Below are 25,007 nucleotides of genomic sequence, written 5' to 3'. Positions count from 1 at the left end.
AAAAAACCAACTTTACGATTCTGCTCAACCACAATACCAACTCCTCATAAAGCCACTTTCTTATTCAACGAGTATCAAATGACACTAATAACCGCAGAAACACTTAAACATCATTATGCGATGCATCACTTAAAATTACAGAAATGTGCTTCAACCACGAAGCTCCGTCCTGCCACTCATTCCAATAACAATAGCAACAACCATTTTTTTTCAGCAAAAAATCTCGAGTTTCATTTTCTGAAACCTTCATCGCCAAAAGAGAATCGATTTCCTTTACCACTTTCTCAAGCTCGCGAGATTCCGAGTCCGCTATGAAAGATTTGACGACATCATCTGCCGAGTCAAACTCACACATCCAGTCCTCATGAAAATAGGCCCCGAGAAACTGAAACAGGCTAGGAAAATCTTCAATTGTCATTTACAAACCCCGTCAAAATAAAGTATCCAAGCGGTGAAGTTGCATCTCGCCGCAACACCAATCTAATGCTAGACAAAGGCTCCAGCCTTCCACTCTGCCTCACTACCCCCACGCCTGCAGGAGCAGACACCTGCTCATTAATTACCAGCTTGCTTGCATTGCCCTGCAAAAAATTATCAATTGTCACTTTGTTGTTTCTAATAACCTTCGAAAGTGCAGCTTCAGCTTCTGACCTATTTAGAAACGTTGACGCAATAGGTATGTTTGGCTCGGCCGCTAGCCTAGCTCTGAGTTGAGCCTCCGATCTATCTACATGTCTGGCAATAGCATGTCCACCGCGAGACTCATGGGCTTCTAAGCCTCCACCGGGAACAATTTCGCTATAAGGTCCATCAGCAGGAATGCCTCCTGGGCAGTTACAACTCAACCCCAACGGATCCACCCACCCCGTCGGATTCGGCACGTACTGGTACTGATTCAACCCACCCGCCAGCTTCACCGGATCCGGCGTCAGGTACCGGCCCACGTCCGGGTCGTAATACCGGTGTCGGTTGTAATGCAGCCCGCTTTCGTCATCGAAGTACTGCCCCTGAAAGCGCAGCGGCTGGTTCAGGTAGTCCTCGGTCGCCAGTTCCAGCGAGGTGACCTTGCCGTAGGCGCTGTATTTGGCTGACCAGACGATCTCGCCGCTGTAGTCGGTCAACTCTTGCGGAGTGCCGAGGTGGTCGAGCTGGTAGTAGAACGGGCAGGCGCGTTTCGGGCCTTTGCCGTCGAGCATCGCCAGCGGGCGGAAGGTGCCGGGTTCGTAGATGAAGCTGCGGTGTTGTTCCTGGCTGCTTTCGGCGATCAGGTGATCGCCTTGCCAGAAGAACTCGGTGGTCTGGCCGTTGACGGTTTTGCGGATGCGCCGGCCGAAGGCGTCGTATTGGTAGGTCGCGGTTTTGCCGTCGGGGCGGGTCAGGCCGATCAGGCGGTGCTGGCTGTCGTAGCGATATTCGGTGACGAGGGTTTGTGCGCGGCCGCGGCGTTCGCGGATCAGGTTGCCGAAGGCGTCGTAGTCGTAGTGGCGGTCGCCCTGTATCAACAGGCGATTGCCTTTGATCTGTGTCGGGCCCGGACGGTCCTGCAGCAGCAGGTTGCCGGCCGGGTCGTGGGCGAAGTTTTCCGGCACATCGTCGCGGGTGTGGCGCACGCGGATCAACCGGTCGAGGGCGTCGTAGGTGTAGCTGCGCTGGCCGTGGCGGGTGTCGGCGATGTGTTCGAGGTTGCCGTTGGCGCTGTAGGCAAAGTCGCGGCGGTACAGTGCACTGCGCTGATGGCCTACGGCGTGGGCGCGTAAGCGGCCCTGTTCGTCGTAGGCATATTCGCTGAGCAGCAAGCCTTGTTGACGTTGCTGTTCACGACCGTTCTGGTAGACGTGACGGGTGAGCAAAGCGCCGTTGAGGTCGATCGCGGTCAGCGCGCCGCCCTTGGCGTAGTGGTAGTCGAGCTTGCTGTTGTCCGGCAGACGCATGCGAGTGAGCTGGCCGCAGGCGTCGTAGGTGTAACGCAAGGTGCCCCAGCCCTGATGCTCGCGCACCAGCCGGTCCTGCAGGTCGTATTCGAAGGCCAGCGGGTGATCCTGGCCGTCATCCACGCCGACCAGTCGACCGAGGCGGTCATACCGGTAGCTGACCTCGACCCCGTCCGGCAGGGTCTTGAGCAGCAATCGCCCGGCGCTGTCACGCTGGTAAGTGGTGACCAGCGTCGAGCCGTCGTCGCCGAACTCGGTCTTTTCCAGCAGGTGGCCGTTGCGGTCGTAGGCGTAGGCGGTGCGCCGGCCATCGAAGCCGGTTTCCTGTCGGATCAGTCCGGTGGGCGTGTAGTCCAGCCGATACTTTTCGCCCGACTCGTTTTCGATTTCCGTCAGCAGCAGCTGCGCATGGTCGTAGCGGTACCGGAGTTGCGTGCCGTCGGGATTGATCCGCCGGCTGACCAGATGCAGGTCGTCGTCATACTCGTAGCGGGTGATGCGCCCAAGTTCATCGCGTTCGGCGGTGACCTGGCCGTAGGCGCTGTAGGACCAGGCGCGGGTGGCGCCATTCGGCGAGGTGGTCTGGATCAGCCGGCCAACGGCGTCCCACGCGTGACGGGTGACCGCGCCATGTTCGTCCTGAACCGTCGTCCGCCGCCCCAAAGCATCGTAGGAAAACTTGCGAACCCCACCGTCCGGCAAGCTCTCCTCGACCAACTGGCCCAGGTCATTCCACATGAACACATGCCGACCACTGTCCGGATAACGGACCGACAGCAACCGCCCCTGCGGGTCGTAGTGGTAATGGGTGACGTGGCCGTCCGGATCGACCGCCTCGGTGATATCACCCTGGGCATTACGCCGGTACGTCCACACGGCATCGCCACGTGAACGACTGTGCAGGAAACCGTTGCGGTATTCGTAGGACGTCGGCGCATCGTCCGGCGGAATCAGCGCGATCAGCCGTCCGGCATCGTCGTAGCGGTACTCGGTAACCGCCCCCAGCGCATCCTGCTCGGCGACCAGCCGACCCTGCGCGTCATAAGCCTTGAGCTGTTCGCCACCGTCCGCCGCGACCTGACGCACCAGCCGCGCGGTGTCGTCGTGGACGTAAGTTTCCTCAGTGCCATCGACGTAATGCACCGTGACACGGCCGGCGTCATCCCAGACGTAACGCGTGTCCATCTGCGAAAACGAGGCCCAGTGCCGCACGCAACGTGCTGCCTTGCCGGCACGCTCCCACTCCCAGAAAAAGCTCGCGCCACCGGCCAGCTGCCGTTGCAGGATGACGTGCTGGTCGTCGTAGTCGTAACGCTCGCTTTCGCCGACCGCGTTGGTCGCCTCGATCAATCGATGACGGGCGTCGTACCGATAACGGGCGAGGGTCTGCTCGGTGCGCCAGGTCGACTCCCGAAAAACCTGATAATCGACCGCGACCAGATGCGCCCGCTCGTAGCGCAGCAACAAGGACCGGCCAGCGCCGTTATCCAGCCGCTGAATCCGGTCGGAAAGATCCCGATGCACCGTCAGACGATTGCCATACGCATCGCTGACAGCCGTCAGACGCCCAACCCGAAAGTGATAAAACCGCGCCCCGTCCCCCGCCAGCGCAACGATCAACTCCTCCGGCTCATCTCCCAGAAAGATCGCCGCCCGCGACAAGCTGTTGTGGATTTCCGGCCGCTCGACGCTCGGCAACGGAAACCGCGTCCGCCGGTTCTCATGGTCAACCCAGACCACCGAAGCGCCATCGACCTCCAGCCGATGCGTCAGCGAGTGACTCCAGCCAAACCCCAACCCAACATCGATCTCGGCCGCACTGGTGCGGTACAACCGGCTGAACTCAAATGGCAACAACCCATCGAGCACACCGTCAGTCAGCGTTAGCAGCTCTTCGCCGGTGACCATCGACACCGGGCAGCCGTTGGTGCAGGTTCGCGGCGCACAATCGGCACTATCACCGTTGGGGTTCTTCGCCTGATCTGGCGTGTCGTCGTGGTGCTCGTCTTTTTTCAGGGAAGCATTACGCCGGGCATCCCAGCGCAATTGCATGCGGCCCTTTTTCACCCCGGCGGCGATGCCTCGTGCGGCGACGGTTTTGTACTGGTTCACGTAGCCGATGAAGGTGCTGACGATGCCGAACATCGCCTTCACCAGGCGCGTCACCGCCGACAGCAACTGAGCGCCACGCTCCGCCAGACGCAAGGTCAGATACGCAATCCCCGCCCCGGCGCCAACAAAGGTCAGCACAACGCCGATCAACACATCGATCAGCAGTTGCACCACTACCATCGAAACGGCCTCGGCGGTTTTTCCGGCGACTTCACTGGGTGGCAGCATCTCCAGCCAGAGGCTGGCGGTACGCAGCAACAGGCACAGCGCCGCCTCGTCACTGACGAGCAGTTGGAGCTGCTCCATCTTTTCGGGCATCGACACCGCGAACTCGGCCAACGCTGTCGCGCTGTCTCCCAGACGACCACCAAACTCGAGCGGATTCTTGAGAATCTCCGACAACAACCCGATGCTGTCCCACACTCCCTCGATCGCCGCCCAGCTCCCGGCCAGCATGCCGTTCCCGGCTGCTGTGGCCACCGACTGCGACCATTGCGGCTTGAATCTCTGCCACTCGCTGCGCAGCCAGCCATCCAGCTGCCGAGTCAGGCCATCGTAGGATTCGAAAAGCGCATCAACCTGCTGCTCGCTGGCCTCGCCGTGCACCACTACCCGATAAAACTTGCCCGCCTCACCGGTGAACACCCCCTTGCCCTGAGCATCGAGGGTGACCGACTTGACTGCGCCGCCCTCCACCGCCACCACATCGACAACGATGTCACCCAACGGAATGTCGTAGGCCGACTCGAACTTGCTTTCGATCTCCATCGGCCCGGATTTCGGGCATTGCACGACCGCAGAAAAGAAGCGGTTGTCGTCAATCGCGACTGCCGTGCTGTGCTCGCCGAAACGGATGATCCGCTCCATCCCCATCAGCGAAGGCAGATCGGCCGCATGACTGACGCCGTCTGCCGAGCGACTGAGCCAGTGCTTCAGCTGTTCGCGATAGAGATCGAGGGTGCGGGGAAAGCTGTCGAGTTCTTGCTCGATGCGGGTGACGGCATCCATCAGCGCATTCCCATGCGCATGGCGAAACGAAAAACCGGGTCGAACATATGCGTTCCCTCGCGCAAAAATCAGGCGAGGGACTTTGCGGGGGATCAAACAGAAAAGAAGTCAGGCGAGTAGGCAGAGGATGTAGGAGAAGTCTGTAACTGATTTTTATCGAATTGCAGACGCAAAAACGGGGCGGGAGGTTTCCCTCACGCCCCGTTCACAGAACAGATGATTTGCTTATTGAGAGGCGTCTCGGCCGGCCAGCTCTTTCAACTTGAGCTCCGCCAACGGATGCCCGGCCCTGGCGGCCATGGTCCACCAGCGAGCGGCTTCCGAAGGATCCGGCGCTTTGCTCGGTGTACCTGCAAGACTGATGACACCGACTTGATACGCCGCCTTGCCATCCCCGGCCAGCGCCGCCAGTCGCAGCAACCGAACACCTTCCTCACGTGCGCCCAGGCCAACCCCGCGAAACGTCAGGATGTGCCCGTAAAAGCTTTGCGCGCCGACATCGCCCAGATTGGCCATGCGCGCAAACTGCCCTTCGAGCCAGCGCCAGCCGCGGGGCTGACGAACAAACCACGACCAGTGAAACAGCCTACGGGCCAGCCAGTAACTTGCCCGCGCCTTGAGTCGTAAAAACACTCAGGCCTCCGCCGATTCCGGGTATTCGTACTCAAACACCCGTACCACTTCCGAGGCATGCCAGGAGGCGGCGGCAACACCGTCGGACGGCCCGGAAAAACGCCCCAGACGCTCGACACACTCAAAGAAACCGGTGCGTGGCAGACGACTGGCACCCTGGCTGATCACCAGCGAGCTGCGCAACGGTTGTTCGGCTTTCGCGTCCAGTGCGGCGAGATGCTCCAGTGCTGCAGTCAATGTCTGCATGGCCGGCGTGGGCAGTTGCAGACGTTCAAGCAAGGCTCGATAAGTCAAAAGATGGCGCTGCCTGCGCGCCTGATCCAGTTCCCCCAGCAATCCGTCCCAATGTTGACGACTGATGCGTACGCTCACGATTGTTCCCTCCACCCTGGCACCGTCAACTCCCAGGCCAGGCTGCGGCGAATCGCGGCGTCGGGCAGACGCTCGCCACTTTCAATCATGGCCAGGTAAGACGGGCTGATGCCTACCGTGCGGGCCAGCGCCTCGATGGCGATGCCCTTCCCTTCGCGCAAACTGCGTAACTGATCCAGACCTGGAAGAATCGGGTCCGGGGTTGCCGCAAGCGGCGCTGGAGCCGCTTGCGACGGTGCTTCATTGATGCCTGCTGCTTTCAGTAGAGCCTGATACTGAGCCCATGGCAGAACCGCATATTCGGGCTCGCCATCGCGTGCAATTATCTGAATATCCATGACTACCCCGTAGGACAACAACACTTAGCGAGTCGGCACTTTTCCCTAGAAGTGTAATCCTAACAGCGGCCAAGGTCGTGGGGGGTATCTATCTCTGTACGAGGCTGTCGCGATTCAGGACTTTTTCGGCCCCTGAAGCTGAAGTTGCTCGGGCGTATCGGGCAGACGCTCGACCACTCTGAGCTTTTCCGGCGCCTGGCGCTGACGCCACAGGCGGAAGGCGTTCAGTTCATCGTCGAGGGTTTTCATCAGCCAGGCGAGGACGGCGATGTCATCGAGCATGCCGAACATGGGAATGAAATCCGGGATCGCATCCACCGGGCTGAGGAAGTACATCAGGCCGGCCACTACCGAAACGATCGCCTTGGCGCTGATCGCGCGGTACTCGCCGCGCCAGTACGCCAGACACAACGACTGCAATAGACGCAGATCGTCCTTCAGTTTGCCGAGGCGATTGCCTTGGGCAGCGCCTTTGCTGGCCACGGCGAACAACAAGGTCGGCAAGCGGCCTCGAGCCAGCAAGCGTCCGGCCAAAGGCAGGAATCGGGCGAAATTCCACGGCGCTTTCATTTATTTCTCCCGTTGAAATGTTATCCACACAAATTGTGGATAACCTTGTGAACAGAGCTGCATTTCAGCGCTGAGAGCCCCGTTTCATAAGGGCTGCGCTTAAATCGGGCGTTTTTTACTCACATAAAAAATCCCAATATTTCATTGACTTGGCGGCTCCGGGCGTCTAGCGCGAACAACCTTAAAGTCTAGGACTGCCATGACCGGCATCGGTTCGGTCTGTTTACGCCGACCATCGTCCAGATGCAACAACGCCCCGCATAAGCGAGGCGTTGTTGTTGAAACCGGTGCCGATGCTTATTGCTTGGCGGCAGCGGCGTCTTCTTTGGCTGGATCCTTGATACCCAGCAGTTCCAGGTCGAAGACCAGAACCGAGTTGGCCGGGATTGCCGGGCTTGGCGATTGTGCGCCGTAAGCCAGGTCGCTAGGGATGTACAGCTTGTACTTCTCGCCAACGTGCATCAGTTGCAGGCCTTCGACCCAACCCGGAATCACACCGCTGACCGGCAGATCGATCGGGCTGCCGCGCTCTACGGAGCTGTCGAAAACGGTGCCATTGGTCAGCTTGCCGGTGTAGTGAACGGTCACGACATCGGTAGGCTTGGGCTGTGGACCGTCGGCTTTCTTGACCACTTCGTACTGCAAGCCGGAAGCGGTGGTGGTCACGCCAGCCTTCTTGCCGTTTTCTTCGAGGAATTTCTTGCCGGCGGCTGCCGACTCTTCGCTCATCTTGGCCATACGCTCTTCGGCACGCTTTTGCAGCGCGGCGAAAGCTTCGACCAGTTCTTCATCTTTCAGCTTCTGTTCTTTCTTGCCGACGGCATCTTCGATGCCCTGGGCTACCGCTTTGGAGTCCAGATCATCCATGCCTTCCTGAGCAAGGCTCTTGCCCATGTTCAGGCCGATACCGTAGGAAGCTTTTTGCGCCGGGGTTTTCAGCTCTACGCTGGTCTGCGAATCACAACCCGCGAGTACCAGGCTAACCAGGGCAACCGCCGCCGCCAACCGATGCTGTTTCATGCTATTTCCTTGTTCATGCGCCGAAAGGGCAATCGAGTAAAGCCGCGAGCTTATCAGGCCGCCACGACCAATGGCTACCGGCATGAGAGCAGGAATCTTCCGATAAGTTCAGGGATTAAAACGCATTTGGCCAACGCCGTGATGAAGCTTCTGTCATCTGGCTCTGACGACAATTGATGTCACCTCCCACAACACTTGGCGTAATGGCCACTTGCCGCACACCACCCGCCTCAGGCATAACAGCGCAACAAATCGACAAGGATGTTCATCTTGCGCCTCTTATACCGTGTGCTGACGCTGATCGTGGTGCTGCTGGGACTGGTCCTGGCAGTGGTTCTTTACTATGTCGCCAATCCGAAATTGCCCTTCCCGACGCCCGCGAAACAGGTGCATTACCTGGATCAGTGGACTGAGCAAGAGCGCCAGACCTACTACTTCACCCCGCAGGGGACGCAGGTCAAGGGCTTGCGCTATGAGTGGTTCCAGGCGCTGGAGCTGCCGTTCTCGCAGCAACGCTTCGCTTCCCCGGAATACCTCGCGCGTTTCGGTTTTCTGATCGATCCGCAGCAGAAAGCCACGCCGGACAACCCGGGCAATCTGCCCGTGGGTTTCGCCCGTCACCGGAATCCCGGGAGCTCCGAGCAATATCTCGACATCACTTGCGCGGCCTGCCATACCGGCGAACTGCACTTCAATGGCCAGGCAGTGCGCATCGATGGCGGCTCGGCCCAGCACGTGTTGCCTTCCAGCGTTCCTACGTTGCGCGGCGGAAGTTTCGGACAGGCATTGGTCGCCAGTCTCACCTCGACTTACTACAACCCGTGGAAATTCGAACGTTTCGCCCGCCATGTGCTGGGTGACGACTACGACGCGCGCCACGAACAACTGCGCAAAGACTTCAAACGCTCACTGAACACCTTCATCAAAGTGGCCTGGAATGACACCCATCGCGGCCTCTACCCCACCGAAGAAGGCCCCGGCCGCACCGATGCCTTCGGGCGTATCGCCAACGCGACCTTCGGCGATGCGATCTCCCCGAGCAACTATCGCGTGGCCAACGCCCCGGTGGATTACCCGCAGCTATGGGACATGTGGACCTTCGACTGGGTGCAATGGAACGGCTCGGCACAGCAACCGATGGCACGCAATATCGGCGAGGCGCTGGGTGTCGGCGCCACCCTGAATTTCTTCGACGCCAACGGTCAGCCACTGCAGGGCGATGAGCGCTATGCCTCCAGCGTACGCGTGCGTGATCTGCACAAGATCGAAGAAACCCTGCAAAAACTGCGACCGCCGGCCTGGCCTGAAGAGGTGCTCGGCGTCGTCGACAAACCCTTGGCAGCCAAGGGCCGAGCCCTGTTCGCCGAGAACTGCGCCGGGTGCCATGTGCCGCGCCAGACCCAGGAAGGCGAACGCTGGGTGCAGCACCTGCACATGCTACCGGTGGACGTCATCGGCACCGACCCGAATGCGGCCAACAACATTGCCAATCACCGCTTCGACCTGACCGCTCTGCAATGGAACCCGGCGGAGTTGGAACAAATGGACGTGAAGTTGCACCCCAAACCCAAGGAACCGCTGGACCTCAGCCAGCTGTCGGTGGCCAAGGGACTGGCTTACGTCACCGCCTTCGTGGAGAACCGCGCGTACCGCGAAGCCGGCATCACTGCTGCCGAGAAACCACAGCTCGACGGCTTCGGTCTGCCGATCGGCGTTCGCGAAAAAGTCGCCTACAAGGCCCGACCGCTGGCCGGCGTATGGGCCACGGCCCCATTTCTGCACAACGGCTCGGTGCCGAGCCTTTATCAGTTGCTGTCACCTCAGGACGAGCGCGCCACCACCTTCTATAAAGGCACCTTCGAATACGACCCGCGCCATCTGGGCTACCGCACCGAAGCCTTCACCAACGGCTTCCTGTTCGACACCCGCATCACCGGCAACCACAACAGCGGCCACGAATTTCGCGCCGGCGAGCGCGGCAAAGGCGTCATCGGCCGACTGCTGCAGCCTGAAGAACGCTGGGCGTTGCTGGAATACCTGAAAGTGCTGGGCGGCCCGCTGGAGGCGCAACTGCCATGATCTTCAATTCCTTCAAAAGACCTTCGCTGCTCGCGCGTTTCTGGCTCTGGCTGGGACGGATACTGGGCAAAACCTTGGTCCTCCTGCTGGTGATCGGCCTGATCGGCTGGGCCCTGGCGACCACCTGGTTCGCCTGGCAACACCGTGGCCCGGTGTCGGCGCTGGAGCAGGTTCCGGACGGCGAGGCCGCCATGACCCAGGACGTGATTCAGACCGCGGTGCGCATCGTCGATCAGCACCGCGAAAGCACCCGCTACCTGCGCGACGCCCATGCCAAGGCCCATGGCTGCGTGAAGGCCGATGTGCAGGTGTTGCCGGATCTGGCTCAGGAATTGCGCCAGGGCGTCTTCAGCGAACCGGGCAAGCTGTGGAAAGCGACGATGCGCCTGTCCAACGGCAACGCGTATCCGCAATTCGACAGCATCCGCGATGCCCGGGGCATGGCGCTCAAACTGCTCGATGTGCCGGGCAAGCAGTTGCTGGGTGACCGTCAGGGGCTGCACGAGCAGGATTTCGTGATGTTCAGTCATCCGAACTTCTTTGTCAGCGATGTCGCCGAGTATCGTCAGAATGTGGCGGCGCAGGCTGACGGCAAGAAGGTCATGGCGTTTTTTCCGGGGTGGGATCCGCGCCAGTGGCAAATTCGGCACCTGTTCATTGCGCTGGCGACCCTTTCGCCACCACCAGAGAGCCCGACACGTACGACCTACTTTTCGGTATCGCCCTACAAGTTCGGCGAGGCCAATGCCAAGTTCCGGGTGATGCCGGATCCGGAGCGCTGCCCCGCATATACCTTGCCGAAACAGAACCGGGATCTGCCGAACTTCCTGCGCACCGCGTTGAATCAGCAGCTGTCGACCGACCGGATACCGGCGTGTTTCGTATTGCAGATCCAGCGCCAGGACGCGAACAAGTACATGCCGATCGAAGACACCAGCATCGAATGGCGCGAGCAGGACAGCCCATTCCAGACAGTGGCGAGGATCACCCTGCCCCCGCAGGACTTCGACACCCCGGCGCTGAACCTGCAATGCGACAACCTGTCGTTCAATCCCTGGTTCGGCATCGACGCTCATCGCCCGATTGGCGGGATCAACCGCCTGCGCAAAGCGGTGTATGAAGCGGTGAGTGATTACCGCCACAGCCGCAACTCGGCGCAATAGCAGCGCCAGAAACGAAAAAAGCGACCGTCAAAGGTCGCTTTCTCATGTTCAGGCCCGGCAAAAGCCAAACCCCGGACAGCAAAAAGCCCGCACTTGGCGGGCTTTCTGTGGTGATCTGGCGTTCAGTGTTCCAGATGACCGAATATGGCGCAGCGGACGGGACTCGAACCCGCGACCCCCGGCGTGACAGGCCGGTATTCTAACCGACTGAACTACCGCTGCGCGAAACGCTTGAAACGAAATGGTGGGTGATGACGGGATCGAACCGCCGACATTCTGCTTGTAAGGCAGACGCTCTCCCAGCTGAGCTAATCACCCTTCGCTTCGTTACGGGGCGCATTATGCCACAAGTTTTCGTAAAGTGTTGATTTAATTGAAGTTTTTTTCAAAAAAATCCGAAAACCGGTGAAACGACACATCCCGCCTGTACAACTCGAGGCAGAAAAAAACCCGCCTTGGCGGGTTTTTCCGTGGTGACCTGGCGTTCAGTGTTCCAGGTTACCGAATATGGCGCAGCGGACGGGACTCGAACCCGCGACCCCCGGCGTGACAGGCCGGTATTCTAACCGACTGAACTACCGCTGCGCTAAACACTTGAAAACGAATGGTGGGTGATGACGGGATCGAACCGCCGACATTCTGCTTGTAAGGCAGACGCTCTCCCAGCTGAGCTAATCACCCTTCGCTTCGGTGTGGCGCGCATTCTACGGAGCGACCCAACCTCTGGCAAGCACTTTTTTAAATAATTTTCTCAGGCCTTCCAAAGGCTTAGAGAAGGGTTGGCCTATGACCCGGCGAAGACAATAATGCCCCCCTTTGTATAAAGGAGAGACTCACCCCATGTGGTTCAAGAACCTGCTTATCTATCGCCTGACCCAAGACCTGCCTGTCGATGCCGAGGCGCTGGAAACTGCACTGGCCACCAAACTGGCGCGTCCATGTGCAAGCCAGGAGTTGACCACCTACGGTTTCGTCGCGCCGTTCGGCAAGGGCGAAGATGCTCCACTGGTGCACGTCAGCGGTGACTTTCTGCTGATCTCCGCCCGTAAAGAAGAACGCATTCTGCCGGGCAGCGTCGTGCGCGATGCGGTCAAGGAAAAGGTCGAAGAGATCGAAGCCGAGCAGATGCGCAAGGTCTATAAGAAGGAACGCGATCAGATCAAGGATGAAATCATCCAGGCGTTCCTGCCGCGCGCGTTTATCCGCCGCTCGTCGACCTTCGCCGCCATCGCGCCGAAACAGGGCCTGATCCTGGTCAACTCGGCCAGCCCGAAACGCGCCGAAGACCTGCTCTCCACCCTGCGTGAAGTGATCGGCACCCTGCCGGTTCGTCCGCTGACAGTGAAAACCGCGCCGACCGCCGTGATGACCGAATGGGTCACCACCCAGCAAGCCGCCCCGGACTTCTTCGTCCTGGACGAGTGCGAACTGCGCGACACCCATGAAGACGGCGGCATCGTGCGTTGCAAGCGTCAGGACCTGACCAGCGAAGAAATCCAGCTGCACCTGAGCACCGGCAAGGTGGTGACTCAACTGTCGCTGGCATGGCAGGACAAACTGTCGTTCATGCTCGACGACAAGATGACCGTCAAGCGCCTGAAATTCGAAGATCTGTTGCAGGATCAGGCGGAACAGGATGGCGGCGACGAAGCCCTCGGCCAACTCGACGCCAGCTTCACCCTGATGATGCTGACGTTCGGCGACTTCCTGCCGGCGCTGGTTGAAGCGCTGGGCGGCGAAGAGACTCCGCAGGGGATCTAAAGCCTCTGCGCAGTCTTTGGGTTATCTTCAAACGCCACCGCTTCGGTGGCGTTTTCACATAATAAGGAACAGGCCATGCGCGCACTGGCTGCACTGAGTCGTTTTGTTGGCAACACCTTCGCTTACTGGGTTCTGATTTTCGCGGTGATCGCGTTCTTGCAACCAGCCTGGTTCCTCGGCCTCAAAGGCGCGATCGTGCCGTTGCTCGGGCTGGTGATGTTCGGCATGGGCCTGACCCTAAAACTCGACGACTTCGCCGCCGTCGCCCGCCATCCGTGGCGTGTGGCACTGGGCGTGGTCGCGCATTTCGTGATCATGCCGGGGATGGCCTGGTTGCTGTGCCAGATCTTTCATCTGCCGCCGGAAATCGCCGTCGGCGTGATTCTGGTGGGGTGCTGCCCGAGCGGCACGTCCTCGAACGTCATGACCTGGCTGGCCCGTGGCGATCTGGCGCTGTCGGTGGCCATCGCCGCCGTCACCACCCTCCTCGCCCCGCTGCTGACGCCAGCGCTGATCTGGCTGCTGGCCTCGGCCTGGTTGCCGGTTTCGTTCATGGAATTGTTCTGGTCGATCCTGCAAGTGGTCCTGCTGCCGATCATCCTCGGCGTGGTCGCGCAACGTGTGCTTGGGGACAAGGTGCGCCACGCGGTGGAAGTGCTGCCGCTGGTGTCGGTGGTCAGCATCGTGATCATCGTTGCCGCCGTGGTTGCCGCCAGCCAGGCGAAAATCGCCGAATCCGGCCTGCTGATCATGGCCGTGGTGATGCTGCACAACAGCTTCGGTTATCTGCTGGGTTATTTCACCGGACGCCTGTTCGGCCTGCCACTGCCGCAGCGCAAGTCCTTGGCGTTGGAAGTCGGCATGCAGAACTCGGGGCTGGGTGCTGCGCTGGCCAGTGCGCACTTTTCGCCACTGGCGGCGGTGCCAAGTGCATTGTTCAGTGTGTGGCACAACATTTCCGGGGCGCTGCTGTCGACCTGGTTCCGGCGGATGAGCGAAAAAGAAGACCGTGAGACGTTGGCACAACAGACGGCCGACTGATTCCGGATCGCGGTGCGGCGCACATTTTTAGGTAGTATGTGCGCCACGCGGGGACGACCCTGCGGCTCAATCGAGTTTTCAATCTGGGGACGGCCCCGTCAATCGATGGAGGTCTTTCATGTCCTGGATCATTCTGTTTTTCGCCGGCCTGTTCGAAGTCGGCTGGGCCGTCGGCCTGAAATACACTGATGGTTTCACCCGTCCGCTTCCAACCGTTCTCACCGTTGCCGCCATGGCAGTCAGCTTGGGATTGCTGGGTCTGGCGATGAAGGAATTGCCGCTGGGCACGGCCTATGCGATCTGGACTGGCGTCGGTGCCGTGGGCACGGTGATTGCCGGGATCATCCTGTTTGGCGAATCGATGGCGTTGATTCGCCTGGCCAGTGTCGCGTTGATCGTCACCGGACTGATCGGGCTCAAGGTCAGCGCTTAAGCCACTGGCCTCATCACGGGCTTGCCCGCGATGAGGCCGGCACAGCCAATGATTATCTGACAGTCCCGCGCAATTCCCCGACCAACGCCTGCAGTTCCGCCGGTTGCGCTGATTCAACGGCTACCGGCGAACCCGCCACCAGCGTCACCCGCGACCACAAGCGCCGGAATACCCCCTTGTTCGGATCGCGACTGAAGAAACTTCCCCACAATCCCTGCAACGCCAGCGGAATCACCGGCACCGGCGTCTCTTCGAGAATCCGCGTCAGCCCGCCCTTGAACTCGTTGATCTCGCCATCGGCGGTCAATTTGCCTTCCGGAAAGATGCAGACCAGCTCACCTTCCTTCAGGTATTGGGCAATCCGGGTGAAGGCCTTTTCGTAGATCTGGATGTCTTCCTGGCGTCCGGCGATAGGAATCGTCCCCGCCGTGCGGAAGATAAAGTTCAGCACCGGCAGGTTGTAGATCTTGTAGTACATGACAAAGCGAATCGGCCGACGCACCGCACCGCCGATCAGCAAGGCATCGACGAACGACACGTGGTTGCACACCAGCAACGCCGCGCCCTCATCCGGAATCGCTTCAAGGTTGCGATGCTCGACGCGGTACATGGAATGGCTGAGCAGCCAGATCATGAAACGCATGCTGAACTCGGGGACGATCTTGAAGATGTAGGCGTTAACGCCGATGTTCAGCAGCGACACCACCAGGAACAGCTGCGGAATCGACAGTTTCACCACACTCAGCAACACGATGGTGACAATCGCCGAGATCACCATGAACAGCGCGTTGAGAATGTTGTTGGCGGCAATCACTCGCGCCCGCTCGTTCTCGGCGGTGCGCGACTGGATCAATGCGTACAGCGGCACGATGTAGAAACCGCCAAAGATCCCGAGGCCCAGCACATCGATCAACACCGCCCAGGCATGACCGAAACTCAGCACTTCGGTCCAGCTATGGCCAACAGCGCTTTCTGGTATTCCACCGGAATGCCACCACAGCAGCAGCCCGAAAACGGTCAGGCCGAACGAGCCAAACGGCACCAGGCCGATCTCGACTTTGCGCCCGGAAAGCTTCTCGCACAGCATCGAACCGAGGGCAATACCGACCGAAAACACCGTCAGAATCAGGGTAACGACGGTTTCGTCGCCGTGCATCCACTCCTTGGCGTAAGCCGGGATCTGCGTCAGATAAATCGCCCCAACAAACCAGAACCACGAGTTGCCGACGATCGAGCGCGACACCGCTGGCGTCTGCCCCAGGCCGAGTTTCAGGGTCGCCCAGGACTGACTGAAGATGTTCCAGTTAAGGCGCATTTCCGGGGTCGCCGCTGCTGCGCGGGGAATGCTGCGACTGGCCAGATAACCCAGCACGGCGATGCCGACAATCGCGGCGGATACCACCGGCGCGTAATTGGCCGACGACATCATCACCCCCGCGCCGATGGTCCCGGCCAGGATCGCCAGGAACGTGCCCATCTCCACCAGCCCGTTGCCGCCGACCAGTTCGTCGTCCCGCAATGCCTGCGGCAGGATCGAATACTTCACCGGCCCGAACAGCGCCGAGTGCGTGCCCATGGCGAACAGCGCCACCAGCATCAGCGACAGGTGATCGAACAGAAAGCCGATGGATCCCACGGCCATGATGGCGATTTCTGCCAGTTTGATCAGACGGATCAACGCGTCCTTGGCGAACTTTTCCCCGAACTGCCCGGCCAGCGCCGAGAACAGAAAGAACGGCAGAATAAACAGCAGCGCACACAGGTTGACCCAGATGGAGCGGTCACCTTCGATGGTCAGCCGATAGAGGATGGCGAGGATCAGCGACTGCTTGAACACGTTGTCGTTGAACGCGCCCAGCGACTGAGTGATGAAGAACGGCAGGAAGCGCCGGGTACGCAGCAGGTTGAACTGTGAGGGGTGACTCATCTTCCGTGTGACCCTGTTGTTTTTGGAAAGAGAAGGTAGCGAGTGGCCTGGCTACGCTTATAAGAATCTCGAACCGCGATCCAGGCCACACATTACCTAATCTTTGCAGGTTATTTCTTCAAACCTGCAATGCACGGTGAAACAAACAGCTCACCGCGCCACGCGCCTTGCAGGGTGCGTTTACCGACGATCAGCCACATCACCGCCAGCAACGTCACCAGCACACAACCGGCCACGCTGAAGAAAGTCAGGTGCAAGGTGCTGCCCAGTTTCAGGGTTGCCAGCGAATAAACGCCCAACGGGAAGGTGAAACCCCACCAGCCAAGGTTGAACGGGATGCCATCACGCAGGTAACGCACGGTGATCAGCAGCGCCATCAGCATCCACCACAGACCGAAGCCCCACAGCGTGATCCCGGCGATCAGGCCCAGGCCCGAAGCGATTTCACCGATGCCCGGCAGACCGTTGGCCGCGAAGATCGCCGGGGCATCGCCGCCCAGCAGCAACATGCCCAAGGCGCCGGTGCCGATCGGGCCGAGAGCCAGCCAGCTCGACGCCGCCATGTTTTCGTGGGGCAGTTTGTGCAAGGCCATGCGCAGCAACAGGATGGTCAGGATGCTGAACGCCACCGGCAGAGAAAAGGCCCAGAGCACGTAACTGGTCACCAGCACCACCAGTTGCGAGTGCGCATCGGCGAGATGCGGCGCCAGCAGTCCACCGCTGGCCGCCGCCACTTCCGCGGCCACCACCGGCAACAGCCAGACGGCGGTCATCTGATCGATGCTGTGTTCCTGACGGGTAAACATCATGTAGGGAATCAGCACGCCGCAGGCCAGCGACATCGCCACGTCCAGCCACCACAACACTTCAGCCAGATGAATGACCCCATCGCCCCAGCGCGGCAGACCGAACAGCAGAAAGCCGTTGATGATGGTCGCCAGGCCCATGGGAATGGTGCCGAAGAACATCGAAACCGTGGAGTGCCCGAAGATCCGCCGCGCTTCGTCGAAGAACAGAATCCAGCGGGCGGCGTAGGCAGCGGTAAACAGCACGAACAACAGAATGTTGAACAGCCACAGCCCTTCGGCCACGGCGTGCAGGCCGGGAATGGAAACGGGCAATTGCGCCAGCGCCAAGGCCAGCACGCCGGTGCCCATGGTGGCGGCGAACCAGTTCGGGGTGAATTGGCGGATCACTTCACGCGGGTGCTGAAGCTGGCTGAATGGCTTGATGCCGGGTTTGGCGCTGTTGGGGCAAATCATCATGAACTCCTGTCCTCAGGTGAGGTTGAGCTCATGGTAGAACCGAATCGAATATCTATATAACGGGTAATATCTCTAACTGTTATCTGTTTTGTAGATATGAAGTCAGACACTGCCTTCGGTTTCGATCACCAGAATCCGCGCCGCGCCCTGAGGATGAGCGACGTGTTCAGTGCCGATGGACGCGTAGAAGATGTCGCCAACATCAAGCAAGACCTGCTTCTCCTCACCTTCTTCGCGGTAGTGCATGAGCACTTTGCCGTCGAGCACCACAAACACTTCTTCCCCGTCATTGACGTGCCATTTGTAAGGCTGATCGGTCCAGTGCAGACGCGTGGTGATGCCGTTCATGTTGGCGATGTCGAGCGCGCCCCAGGCGCGCTCGGCGGTGAAGGTCTTGCTGCGGATGATCTTCATGCGTCGGTCCGTGAGAAGAAGGGGCTGGCCAAGGCTAACCGAATCTGACGGGCTTATGGAGCGCTGCAGGTCTTTGCCGCTTGCGCCCGGAAACTCATCAGCAGCGCACCGACCGCCAGCACAATCAGCACCGCGCCATACACATCGGTGGTGGTCAGCAGGCCCACGCTGTGGGTGAAATGTCCGGCCAGCAACGCCGGCAGGCAGAACGCCAGGTAACTCAGCACATAAAATGCCGACATCAAACCGGCACGCTCATGAGGCAATGCCAGCGGCACCAGACTGCGCACCGCACCGAGAAAACCAGAGCCAAAGCCACAACCGGCCACCAGCGTGCCAAAGAAGAACAGCGACAGACTGGCGCTGTGCACGCCCAACAGAATCAGCACGATACCGGCCGGCAGCAGGCTCGCCCCAAGTTGCAGCGCCCGGGAGGCGGGACGATTGCGCAAGGTGAAGATCATCAGCGCACCGGTCACCGTCAGCGCCGCAACAGTGGCACCGCCGATCAGGTTGGAGGTGGAGCCAGTGGCCGTGCGCACCAGCGACGGTGCCAGCGAGGCATAGAAACCACCGAGCGCCCAGGTCGCGGTGTTCAACGGCAACACTCGCCACAGTGTCGAACGCGCCTGGACCGGCACGTGCAGGGTCGGCCGCAACGAGGCCCACGCCCCGGCCTGCGGCGAGACGCTCTCCGGCAGGCGCCACACATAGATGCCCTGCAACACAAACAGCGCGAGCAGCAGCCAATAGGTCAATTGCAACGGCGCCGGGGCGAATTCCGCCAGCAAACCGCAGCCCATGCCGCCCAACGCCATGCCCAGCAACGGCGCAACGCTGTTGATCAGCGGCCCCTGCTGGCGATCAATGTCCAGCAGCGTCGCACTCAACACAGCGGTGGCCATGCCGGTGGCAAAACCTTGCAGCACCCGCGCGCCGATCAGCCAGCCCACGCTGTCGGCGTAGATAAACAGCAGCATCGCCAGCGCATTGAGCGTCACGGCGGTGAAGATTACCGGTTTGCGTCCCAGGTGGTCCGACAGCGAACCGACCGTCAGCAACGCGGCCAGCAGACTGAGGGCGTAGACGCCGAAAATCAGGGTCAGCACCGCTGCCGAAAAATGCAGCTGATCCTGATACAGGTGATACAACGGCGTCGGCGCAGTGGAAGCGGCGAGAAAACTCAGTAAGGTGATCGCCAGAAACCACAGGCTGGAACGGTTGGAAGCAAGGCTGGTCATGTGCACACTCCGCAAAAGCTAATTTTTTGCTTTTGCGGAGTGTGCTCTTGGCTTGCGCTTAAAGCAAATTCTTTGTGTTAAGGTCTGCCGCATGGCTATTAAAGAAGGTTTACGCCCGGGTGGCCGCAGTGCCCGGGTGCAGGAGTCGATTCACTCGGCAGTCCGCGCGCTTCTGCAAGAACAGGAGCGCTCAACGGTGACCGTCCCGCAAATCGCGGCGCGCGCCGGGGTGACGCCGTCGACGATTTATCGGCGCTGGGGCGATCTGGCGACCTTGCTGGCCGACGTCGCCCTCGCCCGCATGCGCCCCGACAGCGAGCCGGCTGAAACCGGCAGCCTGCGCAGCGATCTCCGCGCGTGGGCCGAACAATATCTCGACGAAATGAGTTCGGAACCCGGCCGCAACATGATGCGCGACGTGCAAGCGAGCGCGACGCCGGGCTATTGCGTGGCGATCATCGGCGCGCAGTTGCAGACCATCATCGAGCGCCACCCCAAGGAACCGGCGCCGAGCGTGGATCGGCTGATCAATCTGGTGGTGTCCCCGGTGGTGTTCCGCATTCTGTTTTCGGCAGCGCCGCTGGAAGTCGGAGAACTGCACCGCTTGATCGACATCGCGCTGAAACCGGACTGACCGCAAAACCGGCCGGTTCTGTTCCTGCGACACCCCGCCGCGCCACGACCTTGGTCGACACTGACTAACCGCCGCGCCCGTGCGAGACTGTCTGACCGGGCGCGAGTCCGGTCGTTTTCTGTCGGGAGTGTTCCATGTCGTTGTCCACCGGGCTGATCGCCGCCGTCGCCCTGGCCTATATGGCCATCATGTTCGCCATCGCCTTCTACGGCGACCGTCGCAGCACGCCGCTGCCGCCACGGGTGCGTGCCTGGGTGTACAGCCTGTCGCTGGCGGTCTACTGCACCAGCTGGACCTTCTTTGGCGCAGTCGGCCAGGCCGCCGAACAACTCTGGTCATTTCTGCCGATTTACCTCGGGCCGATCCTGCTGCTGCTCGGTGCGCCGTGGGTGCTGCAGAAAATGGTGATGATCAGCAAGCAGGAGAACATCACCTCCATCGCCGACTTCATCGCCGCCCGCTACGGTAAATCCCAATCGCTGGCGGTGGTCGTCGCGCTGATCTGTCTGGTCGGCGTCCTCCCCTACATAGCCTTGCAGCTCAAAGGCATCGTCCTTGGCGTGAACCTGCTGATCGGTGCCGGCGCCGACGCCATGGGCACCCGCGCCCAGGACACCGCGCTGATCGTGTCGCTGGTGCTGGCGCTGTTCACCATCGTCTTCGGTACGCGCAACCTCGATGCCACCGAGCACCACCGGGGCATGGTGCTGGCGATTGCCTTTGAATCGCTGGTCAAGCTGTTCGCCTTCCTCGCCGTCGGCGCCTTCGTCACTTATGGCCTGTATGACGGCTTCGACGACCTGTTCAACCAGGCGATGCTCGCCCCGCGCCTGGAGGAATACTGGAAAGAAACCATCAACTGGCCGTCGATGGTGGTACAGACCGGCGTGGCGATGATGGCGATCATCTGCCTGCCCCGCCAGTTCCACGTGACGGTGGTCGAGAACATCGACCCACAGGATCTGCGCCTGGCCAAATGGGTGTTCCCCGCCTACCTCGCACTGGCCGCGCTGTTTGTAGTCCCGATCGCCCTGGCCGGTCAGATGATGCTGCCCAGCTCGGTCATCCCCGACTCTTTCGTCATCAGCCTGCCATTGGCCCAGGCCCATCCGGCGCTGGCGATGCTGGCGTTTATCGGCGGTGCGTCGGCAGCCACCGGCATGGTGATCGTGGCGAGCGTGGCGCTGTCGACCATGGTCTCCAACGACATGCTGTTGCCGTGGCTGCTGCGCCGCAACAATGCCGAACGGCCGTTCGAAGTGTTCCGCCAGTGGATGCTCTCGGTGCGTCGCGTCAGCATCGTGCTGATTCTGTTGCTGGCCTACGTCAGCTACCGTTTGCTCGGCTCGACCGCGAGCCTGGCGACCATCGGCCAGATCGCCTTCGCCGCCGTGACCCAACTGGCCCCGGCGATGCTCGGCGCGCTGTACTGGAAACAGGCCAACCGGCGTGGTGTATTCGCCGGTCTCGCCGCCGGTACGTTCCTGTGGTTCTACACCTTGATCCTGCCAATCGCTGCGCGCAGCCTCGGTTGGTCGCTGGACAGTTTCCCCGGACTCGCCTGGCTGCACAGCAACCCGTTGAACCTGCCGATCACCCCGCTGACCCAAGGCGTGGTGCTGTCGCTGGCGGGCAACTTCACGCTGTTCGCCTGGGTCTCGGTGCTGTCGCGCACCCGCGTGTCGGAGCACTGGCAGGCCGGGCGTTTTATCGGCCAGGAAATCAGCGCCCGGCCGAATGCACGCTCGATGCTGGCAGTGCAGATCGACGATTTGCTGCAATTGGCGGCACGCTTTGTCGGCGAAGAACGCGCGCGCCAGAGCTTCATTCGCTTCGCCTACCGTCAGGGCAAAGGCTTCAACCCGAACCAGAACGCCGACGGCGAATGGATCGCCCACACCGAGCGTTTGCTGGCCGGTGTCCTTGGCGCTTCGTCAACGCGAGCGGTTGTGAAAGCCGCCATCGAAGGTCGAGAAATGCAGCTGGAGGACGTCGTGCGGATCGCCGACGAAGCCTCGGAAGTGCTGCAGTTCAACCGCGCGCTGCTGCAAGGCGCCATCGAGAACATTACCCAGGGCATCAGCGTGGTCGACCAGTCGCTGAGACTGGTGGCCTGGAACCGCCGCTATCTCGAGCTGTTCAACTATCCGGACGGTTTGATCAGCGTCGGCCGACCGATTGCCGACATCATTCGCCATAACGCCGAGCGTGGTTTGTGCGGTCCCGGTGAAGCGGAAGTCCACGTCGCCCGGCGCCTGCACTGGATGCGCCAGGGACGCGCCCACACCTCCGAGCGACTGTTCCCCAATGGCCGGGTGATCGAGCTGATCGGCAACCCGATGCCTGGCGGCGGTTTCGTCATGAGCTTCACCGACATCACCGCGTTCCGCGAAGCCGAGCAGGCTTTGACCGAGGCCAACGAAGGGCTGGAGCAACGGGTCAGCGAACGGACCCAGGAACTGTCGCAACTCAACGTCGCGCTGACCGAAGCCAAGGGCAATGCCGAGGCGGCCAACCAGTCCAAGACCCGCTTCCTCGCCGCCGTCAGTCACGACCTGATGCAGCCCTTGAACGCCGCACGGCTATTCTCCGCCGCCCTCTCCCATCAGGAAGACGGCCTGAGCGCCGAGGCGCAGAAACTGGTGCAGCATCTCGACAGTTCGCTGCGTTCGGCCGAAGACCTGATCAGCGACCTGCTGGACATTTCCCGCCTGGAGAACGGCAAGATCAACCCGGATCGCAAGCCATTCGTGGTCAATGAGCTGTTCGATATTCTCGGCGCGGAATTCAAGGCACTGGCTCAGGAACAGGGCTTGAGTTTCCGGGTACGGGGCAGTCAGTTGCGCATCGACAGCGACATCAAGTTGCTGCGGCGGATTCTGCAGAACTTCCTCACCAACGCTTTCCGCTACGCAAAAGGCCCGGTGCTGCTGGGCGTGCGTCGGCGCAAAGGCGAGATTTGTCTGGAAGTGTGGGATCGCGGGCCGGGGATTCCGGAGGACAAACAGCAAGTAATCTTCGAGGAATTCAAACGCCTCGACAGCCACCAGACCCGCGCTGAGAAAGGTCTCGGCCTGGGCCTGGCGATTGCCGATGGCCTGTGCCGCGTGCTCGGCCATACCTTGCGCGTGCGCTCATGGCCGGGGCGTGGCAGCGTGTTCAGTGTCCGTGTGCCATTGGCCAAAGCACAGACCGTGCAACCGCCAGCGGCGGTGGAAATCAATGGCAAATTGCACAGCGGCGCGCAGGTGCTGTGCATCGACAATGAAGACAGCATTCTGATCGGCATGAACAGCCTGCTCACGCGCTGGGGCTGTCAGGTCTGGACCGCGCGCAACCGCGAAGAATGTGCGGCGCTGCTCGATGACGGCGTGCGGCCACAATTGGCGCTGGTGGACTATCACCTCGATCACGGCGAAACCGGCACCGAGTTGATGGCCTGGTTGCGCACTAGGCTGGGCGAGCCGGTGCCCGGCGTGGTGATCAGCGCCGACGGGCATCCAGAAACCGTGGCGCAGGTGCATGCAGCGGGGCTGGATTATCTGGCCAAACCGGTGAAACCGGCGGCGTTGCGGGCGTTGTTGAGTCGCTATTTGCCGCTCTAGCAGAGCGGCTTATTCAGGCAGTTCGACCAGGCCGTCGGCGTCGGTCATCGCGCGCTCCAGCAGATCCGCCGGCAGGCTTTTGCTGGCCCGCGCGCCGAGCAACTTGAGCTGTTCACTACGGCTGACCAGGTTGCCGCGCCCTTCTGTCAGCTTGTTGCGCGCCGCGCTGTAGGCTTTGTCCAGTTGCTGCAAGCGATTGCCGACTTCGTCCAGATCCTGAATGAACAACACGAACTTGTCATACAGCCAACCGGCGCGCTCGGCGATTTCCCGGGCGTTCTGACTCTGGCGCTCCTGCTTCCACAGGCTGTCGATCACCCGCAGGGTGGCCAGCAGCGTGGTCGGGCTGACGATCACGATATTGCGGTCGAAGGCTTCCTGGAACAGCGTTGGCTCGGCTTGCAATGCAGCGGAAAACGCCGCTTCGATGGGCACGAACAGCAAGACGAAATCGAGGCTGTGCAAGCCTTCCAGACGCTTGTAATCCTTGCCGGCCAGACCTTTGACGTGGCTGCGCAGGGACAGCACGTGCTGCTTCATGGCGATCTGGCCGATGGCGTCGTCGTCGGCCGCCACGTATTGCTGATACGCGGTGAGGCTGACCTTGGAATCCACCACTACCTGCTTGTCGCCCGGCAGGTAAATGATCACGTCCGGCTGGAAACGCTCGCCATCCGGCCCCTTGAGATTGACCTGGGTCTGGTACTCGCGGCCCTTCTCCAGCCCGGCATGCTCAAGCACGCGTTCGAGAATCAGCTCGCCCCAGTTGCCTTGGGTTTTCTGGCCCTTCAGGGCGCGAGTCAGGTTGGTCGCTTCGTCGCTGAGGCGCAGGTTCAGTTGTTGCAGACGCTCCAGTTCCTTGGCCAGCGAAAAACGCTCGCGGGCTTCGGCCTGGTAGCTTTCCTCGACGCGCTTTTCGAACGACTGGATACGCTCCTTTAACGGGTCGAGCAACTGGCCGAGGCGCTGCTGGCTGGTTTCGGCAAAGCGTTGTTCGCGCTCATCGAAGATCTTGCCGGCCAGTTCGGCGAACTGTGCGCGCAGCTCGTCACGGGAACCTTGCAGGTCATCCAGGCGTTGTTGATGGCTTTCCTGTTGCTCGCGCAATTCGGCATTCAGCGAAGCCGCCTGGGCGTCCAGGCGCCGCAATTCGGCTTCCTTGTTCGCGCGTTCGAGGTTCCAGGCATGGGCGGCGTCACGGGCGTCGTCGCGCTCGATCTGCAACAGCTCGACTTCCCGGCGTACGGCGGCGAGCTCCGCTTGTTTCGAGGCATTGGCCTGGCCGAGGTCGGCGACTTCATCGCGGCAGGCTTCAAGTTGTGCAGTAAGGCCGTCCTGGGCCATTTGCGCCATGGCCAGCCGCTCCTCGAGCAACGCGACTTCAGACTGGTTCTGACTGGCCCGACGTTGCAGTTGCCAGGCCAATGCCAGCAACGGCACCGCCGCACCTGCCAGCCCCA

At 60.8% G+C, this 25,007-nt stretch carries 19 protein-coding genes and 4 tRNA genes; 7 read left to right on the top strand and 16 right to left on the bottom strand.

The annotated features are described in order from the left end of the window. Positions 1 to 103: 103 nt before the first annotated feature. The 7 genes from ACEN93_RS25570 to bamJ form a co-directional block, all read right to left on the bottom strand. Positions 104 to 418 (bottom strand): contact-dependent growth inhibition system immunity protein, encoded by a 315-nt coding sequence (locus ACEN93_RS25570; protein WP_163974382.1) that lies wholly within the window; start codon positions 416 to 418, stop codon positions 104 to 106. Then, positions 408 to 5,051 (bottom strand): RHS repeat-associated core domain-containing protein, encoded by a 4,644-nt coding sequence (locus ACEN93_RS25565; RefSeq protein WP_495610656.1) that lies wholly within the window; start codon positions 5,049 to 5,051, stop codon positions 408 to 410. The genes ACEN93_RS25570 and ACEN93_RS25565 overlap by 11 nt, the downstream gene beginning before the upstream one ends. A gap of 225 nt (positions 5,052 to 5,276) precedes the next feature. Next, the gene (locus tag ACEN93_RS25560) at positions 5,277 to 5,684 is read right to left on the bottom strand and encodes an SEL1-like repeat protein (protein WP_039769853.1); all 408 of its coding nucleotides are present in this window, start codon (positions 5,682 to 5,684) and stop codon (positions 5,277 to 5,279) included. Beyond that, complete coding sequence (locus ACEN93_RS25555; RefSeq protein ID WP_003223109.1) at positions 5,685 to 6,056, bottom strand: hypothetical protein; 372 nt, start codon at positions 6,054 to 6,056, stop codon at positions 5,685 to 5,687. Then, positions 6,053 to 6,394, bottom strand: coding sequence for a helix-turn-helix domain-containing protein (locus ACEN93_RS25550; RefSeq protein WP_409317310.1), 342 nt, complete (start codon positions 6,392 to 6,394; stop codon positions 6,053 to 6,055). The genes ACEN93_RS25555 and ACEN93_RS25550 overlap by 4 nt, the downstream gene beginning before the upstream one ends. Before the next feature lie 114 nt (positions 6,395 to 6,508). Continuing rightward, positions 6,509 to 6,964: a YkvA family protein gene (locus ACEN93_RS25545; protein ID WP_074687585.1), complete on the bottom strand. Its 456-nt coding sequence runs from the start codon at positions 6,962 to 6,964 to the stop codon at positions 6,509 to 6,511. 297 nt (positions 6,965 to 7,261) lie between these two features. Then, positions 7,262 to 7,984, bottom strand: coding sequence for a BamJ family beta-barrel-assembly machinery protein (bamJ, locus tag ACEN93_RS25540; RefSeq protein ID WP_039769851.1), 723 nt, complete (start codon positions 7,982 to 7,984; stop codon positions 7,262 to 7,264). A gap of 270 nt (positions 7,985 to 8,254) precedes the next feature. Between bamJ and ACEN93_RS25535 the strand changes: the two genes are divergently transcribed. Next, positions 8,255 to 10,063, top strand: a complete 1,809-nt coding sequence (locus ACEN93_RS25535; protein ID WP_495610655.1) for a di-heme-cytochrome C peroxidase — start codon at positions 8,255 to 8,257, stop codon at positions 10,061 to 10,063. Next, positions 10,060 to 11,226 carry a catalase family protein gene (locus ACEN93_RS25530; RefSeq protein ID WP_085666682.1) on the top strand — a complete coding sequence of 389 codons (1,167 nt, stop codon included), beginning with the start codon at positions 10,060 to 10,062 and terminating at the stop codon, positions 11,224 to 11,226. Before ACEN93_RS25535 ends, ACEN93_RS25530 begins: the two co-directional genes overlap by 4 nt. Positions 11,227 to 11,371: 145 nt before the next feature. Here the strand turns inward: ACEN93_RS25530 and ACEN93_RS25525 are convergent. From ACEN93_RS25525 to ACEN93_RS25510, 4 genes are all read right to left on the bottom strand, one after another. Further along, positions 11,372 to 11,448, bottom strand: a tRNA-Asp gene (locus ACEN93_RS25525). A gap of 20 nt (positions 11,449 to 11,468) precedes the next feature. Next, a tRNA-Val gene (locus tag ACEN93_RS25520) sits at positions 11,469 to 11,544 on the bottom strand. Positions 11,545 to 11,734: 190 nt separating this feature from the next. Next, positions 11,735 to 11,811 (bottom strand) — tRNA-Asp (locus tag ACEN93_RS25515). Between the two features lie 20 nt (positions 11,812 to 11,831). Beyond that, positions 11,832 to 11,907 (bottom strand) — tRNA-Val (locus ACEN93_RS25510). Between the two features lie 159 nt (positions 11,908 to 12,066). Here ACEN93_RS25510 and rdgC point away from each other — a divergent pair. The 3 genes from rdgC (at position 12,067) to sugE (ending at position 14,461) form a co-directional block, all read left to right on the top strand. Beyond that, the gene (gene rdgC, locus ACEN93_RS25505) at positions 12,067 to 12,987 is read left to right on the top strand and encodes a recombination-associated protein RdgC (protein WP_007950430.1); all 921 of its coding nucleotides are present in this window, start codon (positions 12,067 to 12,069) and stop codon (positions 12,985 to 12,987) included. A gap of 75 nt (positions 12,988 to 13,062) precedes the next feature. Next, positions 13,063 to 14,028 carry a bile acid:sodium symporter family protein gene (locus ACEN93_RS25500; protein ID WP_039769848.1) on the top strand — a complete coding sequence of 322 codons (966 nt, stop codon included), beginning with the start codon at positions 13,063 to 13,065 and terminating at the stop codon, positions 14,026 to 14,028. Between the two features lie 118 nt (positions 14,029 to 14,146). After that, positions 14,147 to 14,461, top strand: a complete 315-nt coding sequence (sugE, locus tag ACEN93_RS25495) for a quaternary ammonium compound efflux SMR transporter SugE (RefSeq protein ID WP_039769847.1) — start codon at positions 14,147 to 14,149, stop codon at positions 14,459 to 14,461. Between the two features lie 52 nt (positions 14,462 to 14,513). Here the strand turns inward: sugE and ACEN93_RS25490 are convergent, their stop codons facing one another. The 4 genes from ACEN93_RS25490 to ACEN93_RS25475 all read right to left on the bottom strand — a co-directional run bounded on the left by ACEN93_RS25490 (position 14,514) and on the right by ACEN93_RS25475 (position 19,308). After that, a complete protein-coding gene (locus ACEN93_RS25490; RefSeq protein WP_495610654.1) occupies positions 14,514 to 16,388 on the bottom strand; it encodes an MFS transporter in 1,875 nt (624 codons plus the stop codon). A gap of 110 nt (positions 16,389 to 16,498) precedes the next feature. Next, positions 16,499 to 17,650, bottom strand: coding sequence for a TDT family transporter (locus ACEN93_RS25485; protein ID WP_495610653.1), 1,152 nt, complete (start codon positions 17,648 to 17,650; stop codon positions 16,499 to 16,501). A 105-nt stretch (positions 17,651 to 17,755) separates the two neighbouring features. Further along, positions 17,756 to 18,067: a cupin domain-containing protein gene (locus ACEN93_RS25480; protein WP_074687581.1), complete on the bottom strand. Its 312-nt coding sequence runs from the start codon at positions 18,065 to 18,067 to the stop codon at positions 17,756 to 17,758. Between the two features lie 53 nt (positions 18,068 to 18,120). Continuing rightward, positions 18,121 to 19,308 carry an MFS transporter gene (locus ACEN93_RS25475; RefSeq protein WP_495610652.1) on the bottom strand — a complete coding sequence of 396 codons (1,188 nt, stop codon included), beginning with the start codon at positions 19,306 to 19,308 and terminating at the stop codon, positions 18,121 to 18,123. Between the two features lie 91 nt (positions 19,309 to 19,399). Here ACEN93_RS25475 and ACEN93_RS25470 point away from each other — a divergent pair, with 91 nt between their 5' ends. After that, positions 19,400 to 19,942, top strand: coding sequence for a TetR/AcrR family transcriptional regulator (locus ACEN93_RS25470; RefSeq protein ID WP_074687579.1), 543 nt, complete (start codon positions 19,400 to 19,402; stop codon positions 19,940 to 19,942). Between the two features lie 134 nt (positions 19,943 to 20,076). Further along, complete coding sequence (locus ACEN93_RS25465) at positions 20,077 to 23,547, top strand: hybrid sensor histidine kinase/response regulator (RefSeq protein WP_163974371.1); 3,471 nt, start codon at positions 20,077 to 20,079, stop codon at positions 23,545 to 23,547. 9 nt (positions 23,548 to 23,556) lie between these two features. On the opposite strand, the gene ACEN93_RS25460 is transcribed toward ACEN93_RS25465, so the two are convergent. Further along, entirely contained in the window at positions 23,557 to 24,921 is a 1,365-nt protein-coding gene (locus tag ACEN93_RS25460; RefSeq protein WP_414882622.1) for a DNA recombination protein RmuC, read from the bottom strand. Positions 24,922 to 25,007: the final 86 nt, after the last annotated feature.

This window comes from Pseudomonas sp. Pseusp21 (genome assembly GCF_059492145.1).
Note: the sequence above shows the minus strand (reverse complement) of the source record. Positions and strands in the feature narration are given on the sequence as shown.

Bases quoted from the DNA above. Each gene is read 5' to 3' on its own strand.
- ACEN93_RS25530 (WP_085666682.1), top strand. From the start codon at position 10,060: ATGATCTTCAATTCCTTCAAAAGACCTTCGCTGCTCGCGCGTTTCTGG.
- ACEN93_RS25480 (WP_074687581.1), bottom strand. From the start codon at position 18,067: ATGAAGATCATCCGCAGCAAGACCTTCACCGCCGAGCGCGCCTGGGGC.
- ACEN93_RS25500 (WP_039769848.1), top strand. From the start codon at position 13,063: ATGCGCGCACTGGCTGCACTGAGTCGTTTTGTTGGCAACACCTTCGCT.
- ACEN93_RS25550 (WP_409317310.1), bottom strand. From the start codon at position 6,394: ATGGATATTCAGATAATTGCACGCGATGGCGAGCCCGAATATGCGGTT.
- ACEN93_RS25475 (WP_495610652.1), bottom strand. From the start codon at position 19,308: ATGACCAGCCTTGCTTCCAACCGTTCCAGCCTGTGGTTTCTGGCGATC.
- sugE (WP_039769847.1), top strand. From the start codon at position 14,147: ATGTCCTGGATCATTCTGTTTTTCGCCGGCCTGTTCGAAGTCGGCTGG.
- ACEN93_RS25490 (WP_495610654.1), bottom strand. From the start codon at position 16,388: ATGAGTCACCCCTCACAGTTCAACCTGCTGCGTACCCGGCGCTTCCTG.
- ACEN93_RS25545 (WP_074687585.1), bottom strand. From the start codon at position 6,964: ATGAAAGCGCCGTGGAATTTCGCCCGATTCCTGCCTTTGGCCGGACGC.
- ACEN93_RS25465 (WP_163974371.1), top strand. From the start codon at position 20,077: ATGTCGTTGTCCACCGGGCTGATCGCCGCCGTCGCCCTGGCCTATATG.
- ACEN93_RS25470 (WP_074687579.1), top strand. From the start codon at position 19,400: ATGGCTATTAAAGAAGGTTTACGCCCGGGTGGCCGCAGTGCCCGGGTG.
- bamJ (WP_039769851.1), bottom strand. From the start codon at position 7,984: ATGAAACAGCATCGGTTGGCGGCGGCGGTTGCCCTGGTTAGCCTGGTA.
- rdgC (WP_007950430.1), top strand. From the start codon at position 12,067: ATGTGGTTCAAGAACCTGCTTATCTATCGCCTGACCCAAGACCTGCCT.
- ACEN93_RS25570 (WP_163974382.1), bottom strand. From the start codon at position 418: ATGACAATTGAAGATTTTCCTAGCCTGTTTCAGTTTCTCGGGGCCTAT.
- ACEN93_RS25485 (WP_495610653.1), bottom strand. From the start codon at position 17,650: ATGATTTGCCCCAACAGCGCCAAACCCGGCATCAAGCCATTCAGCCAG.
- ACEN93_RS25565 (WP_495610656.1), bottom strand. From the start codon at position 5,051: ATGGATGCCGTCACCCGCATCGAGCAAGAACTCGACAGCTTTCCCCGC.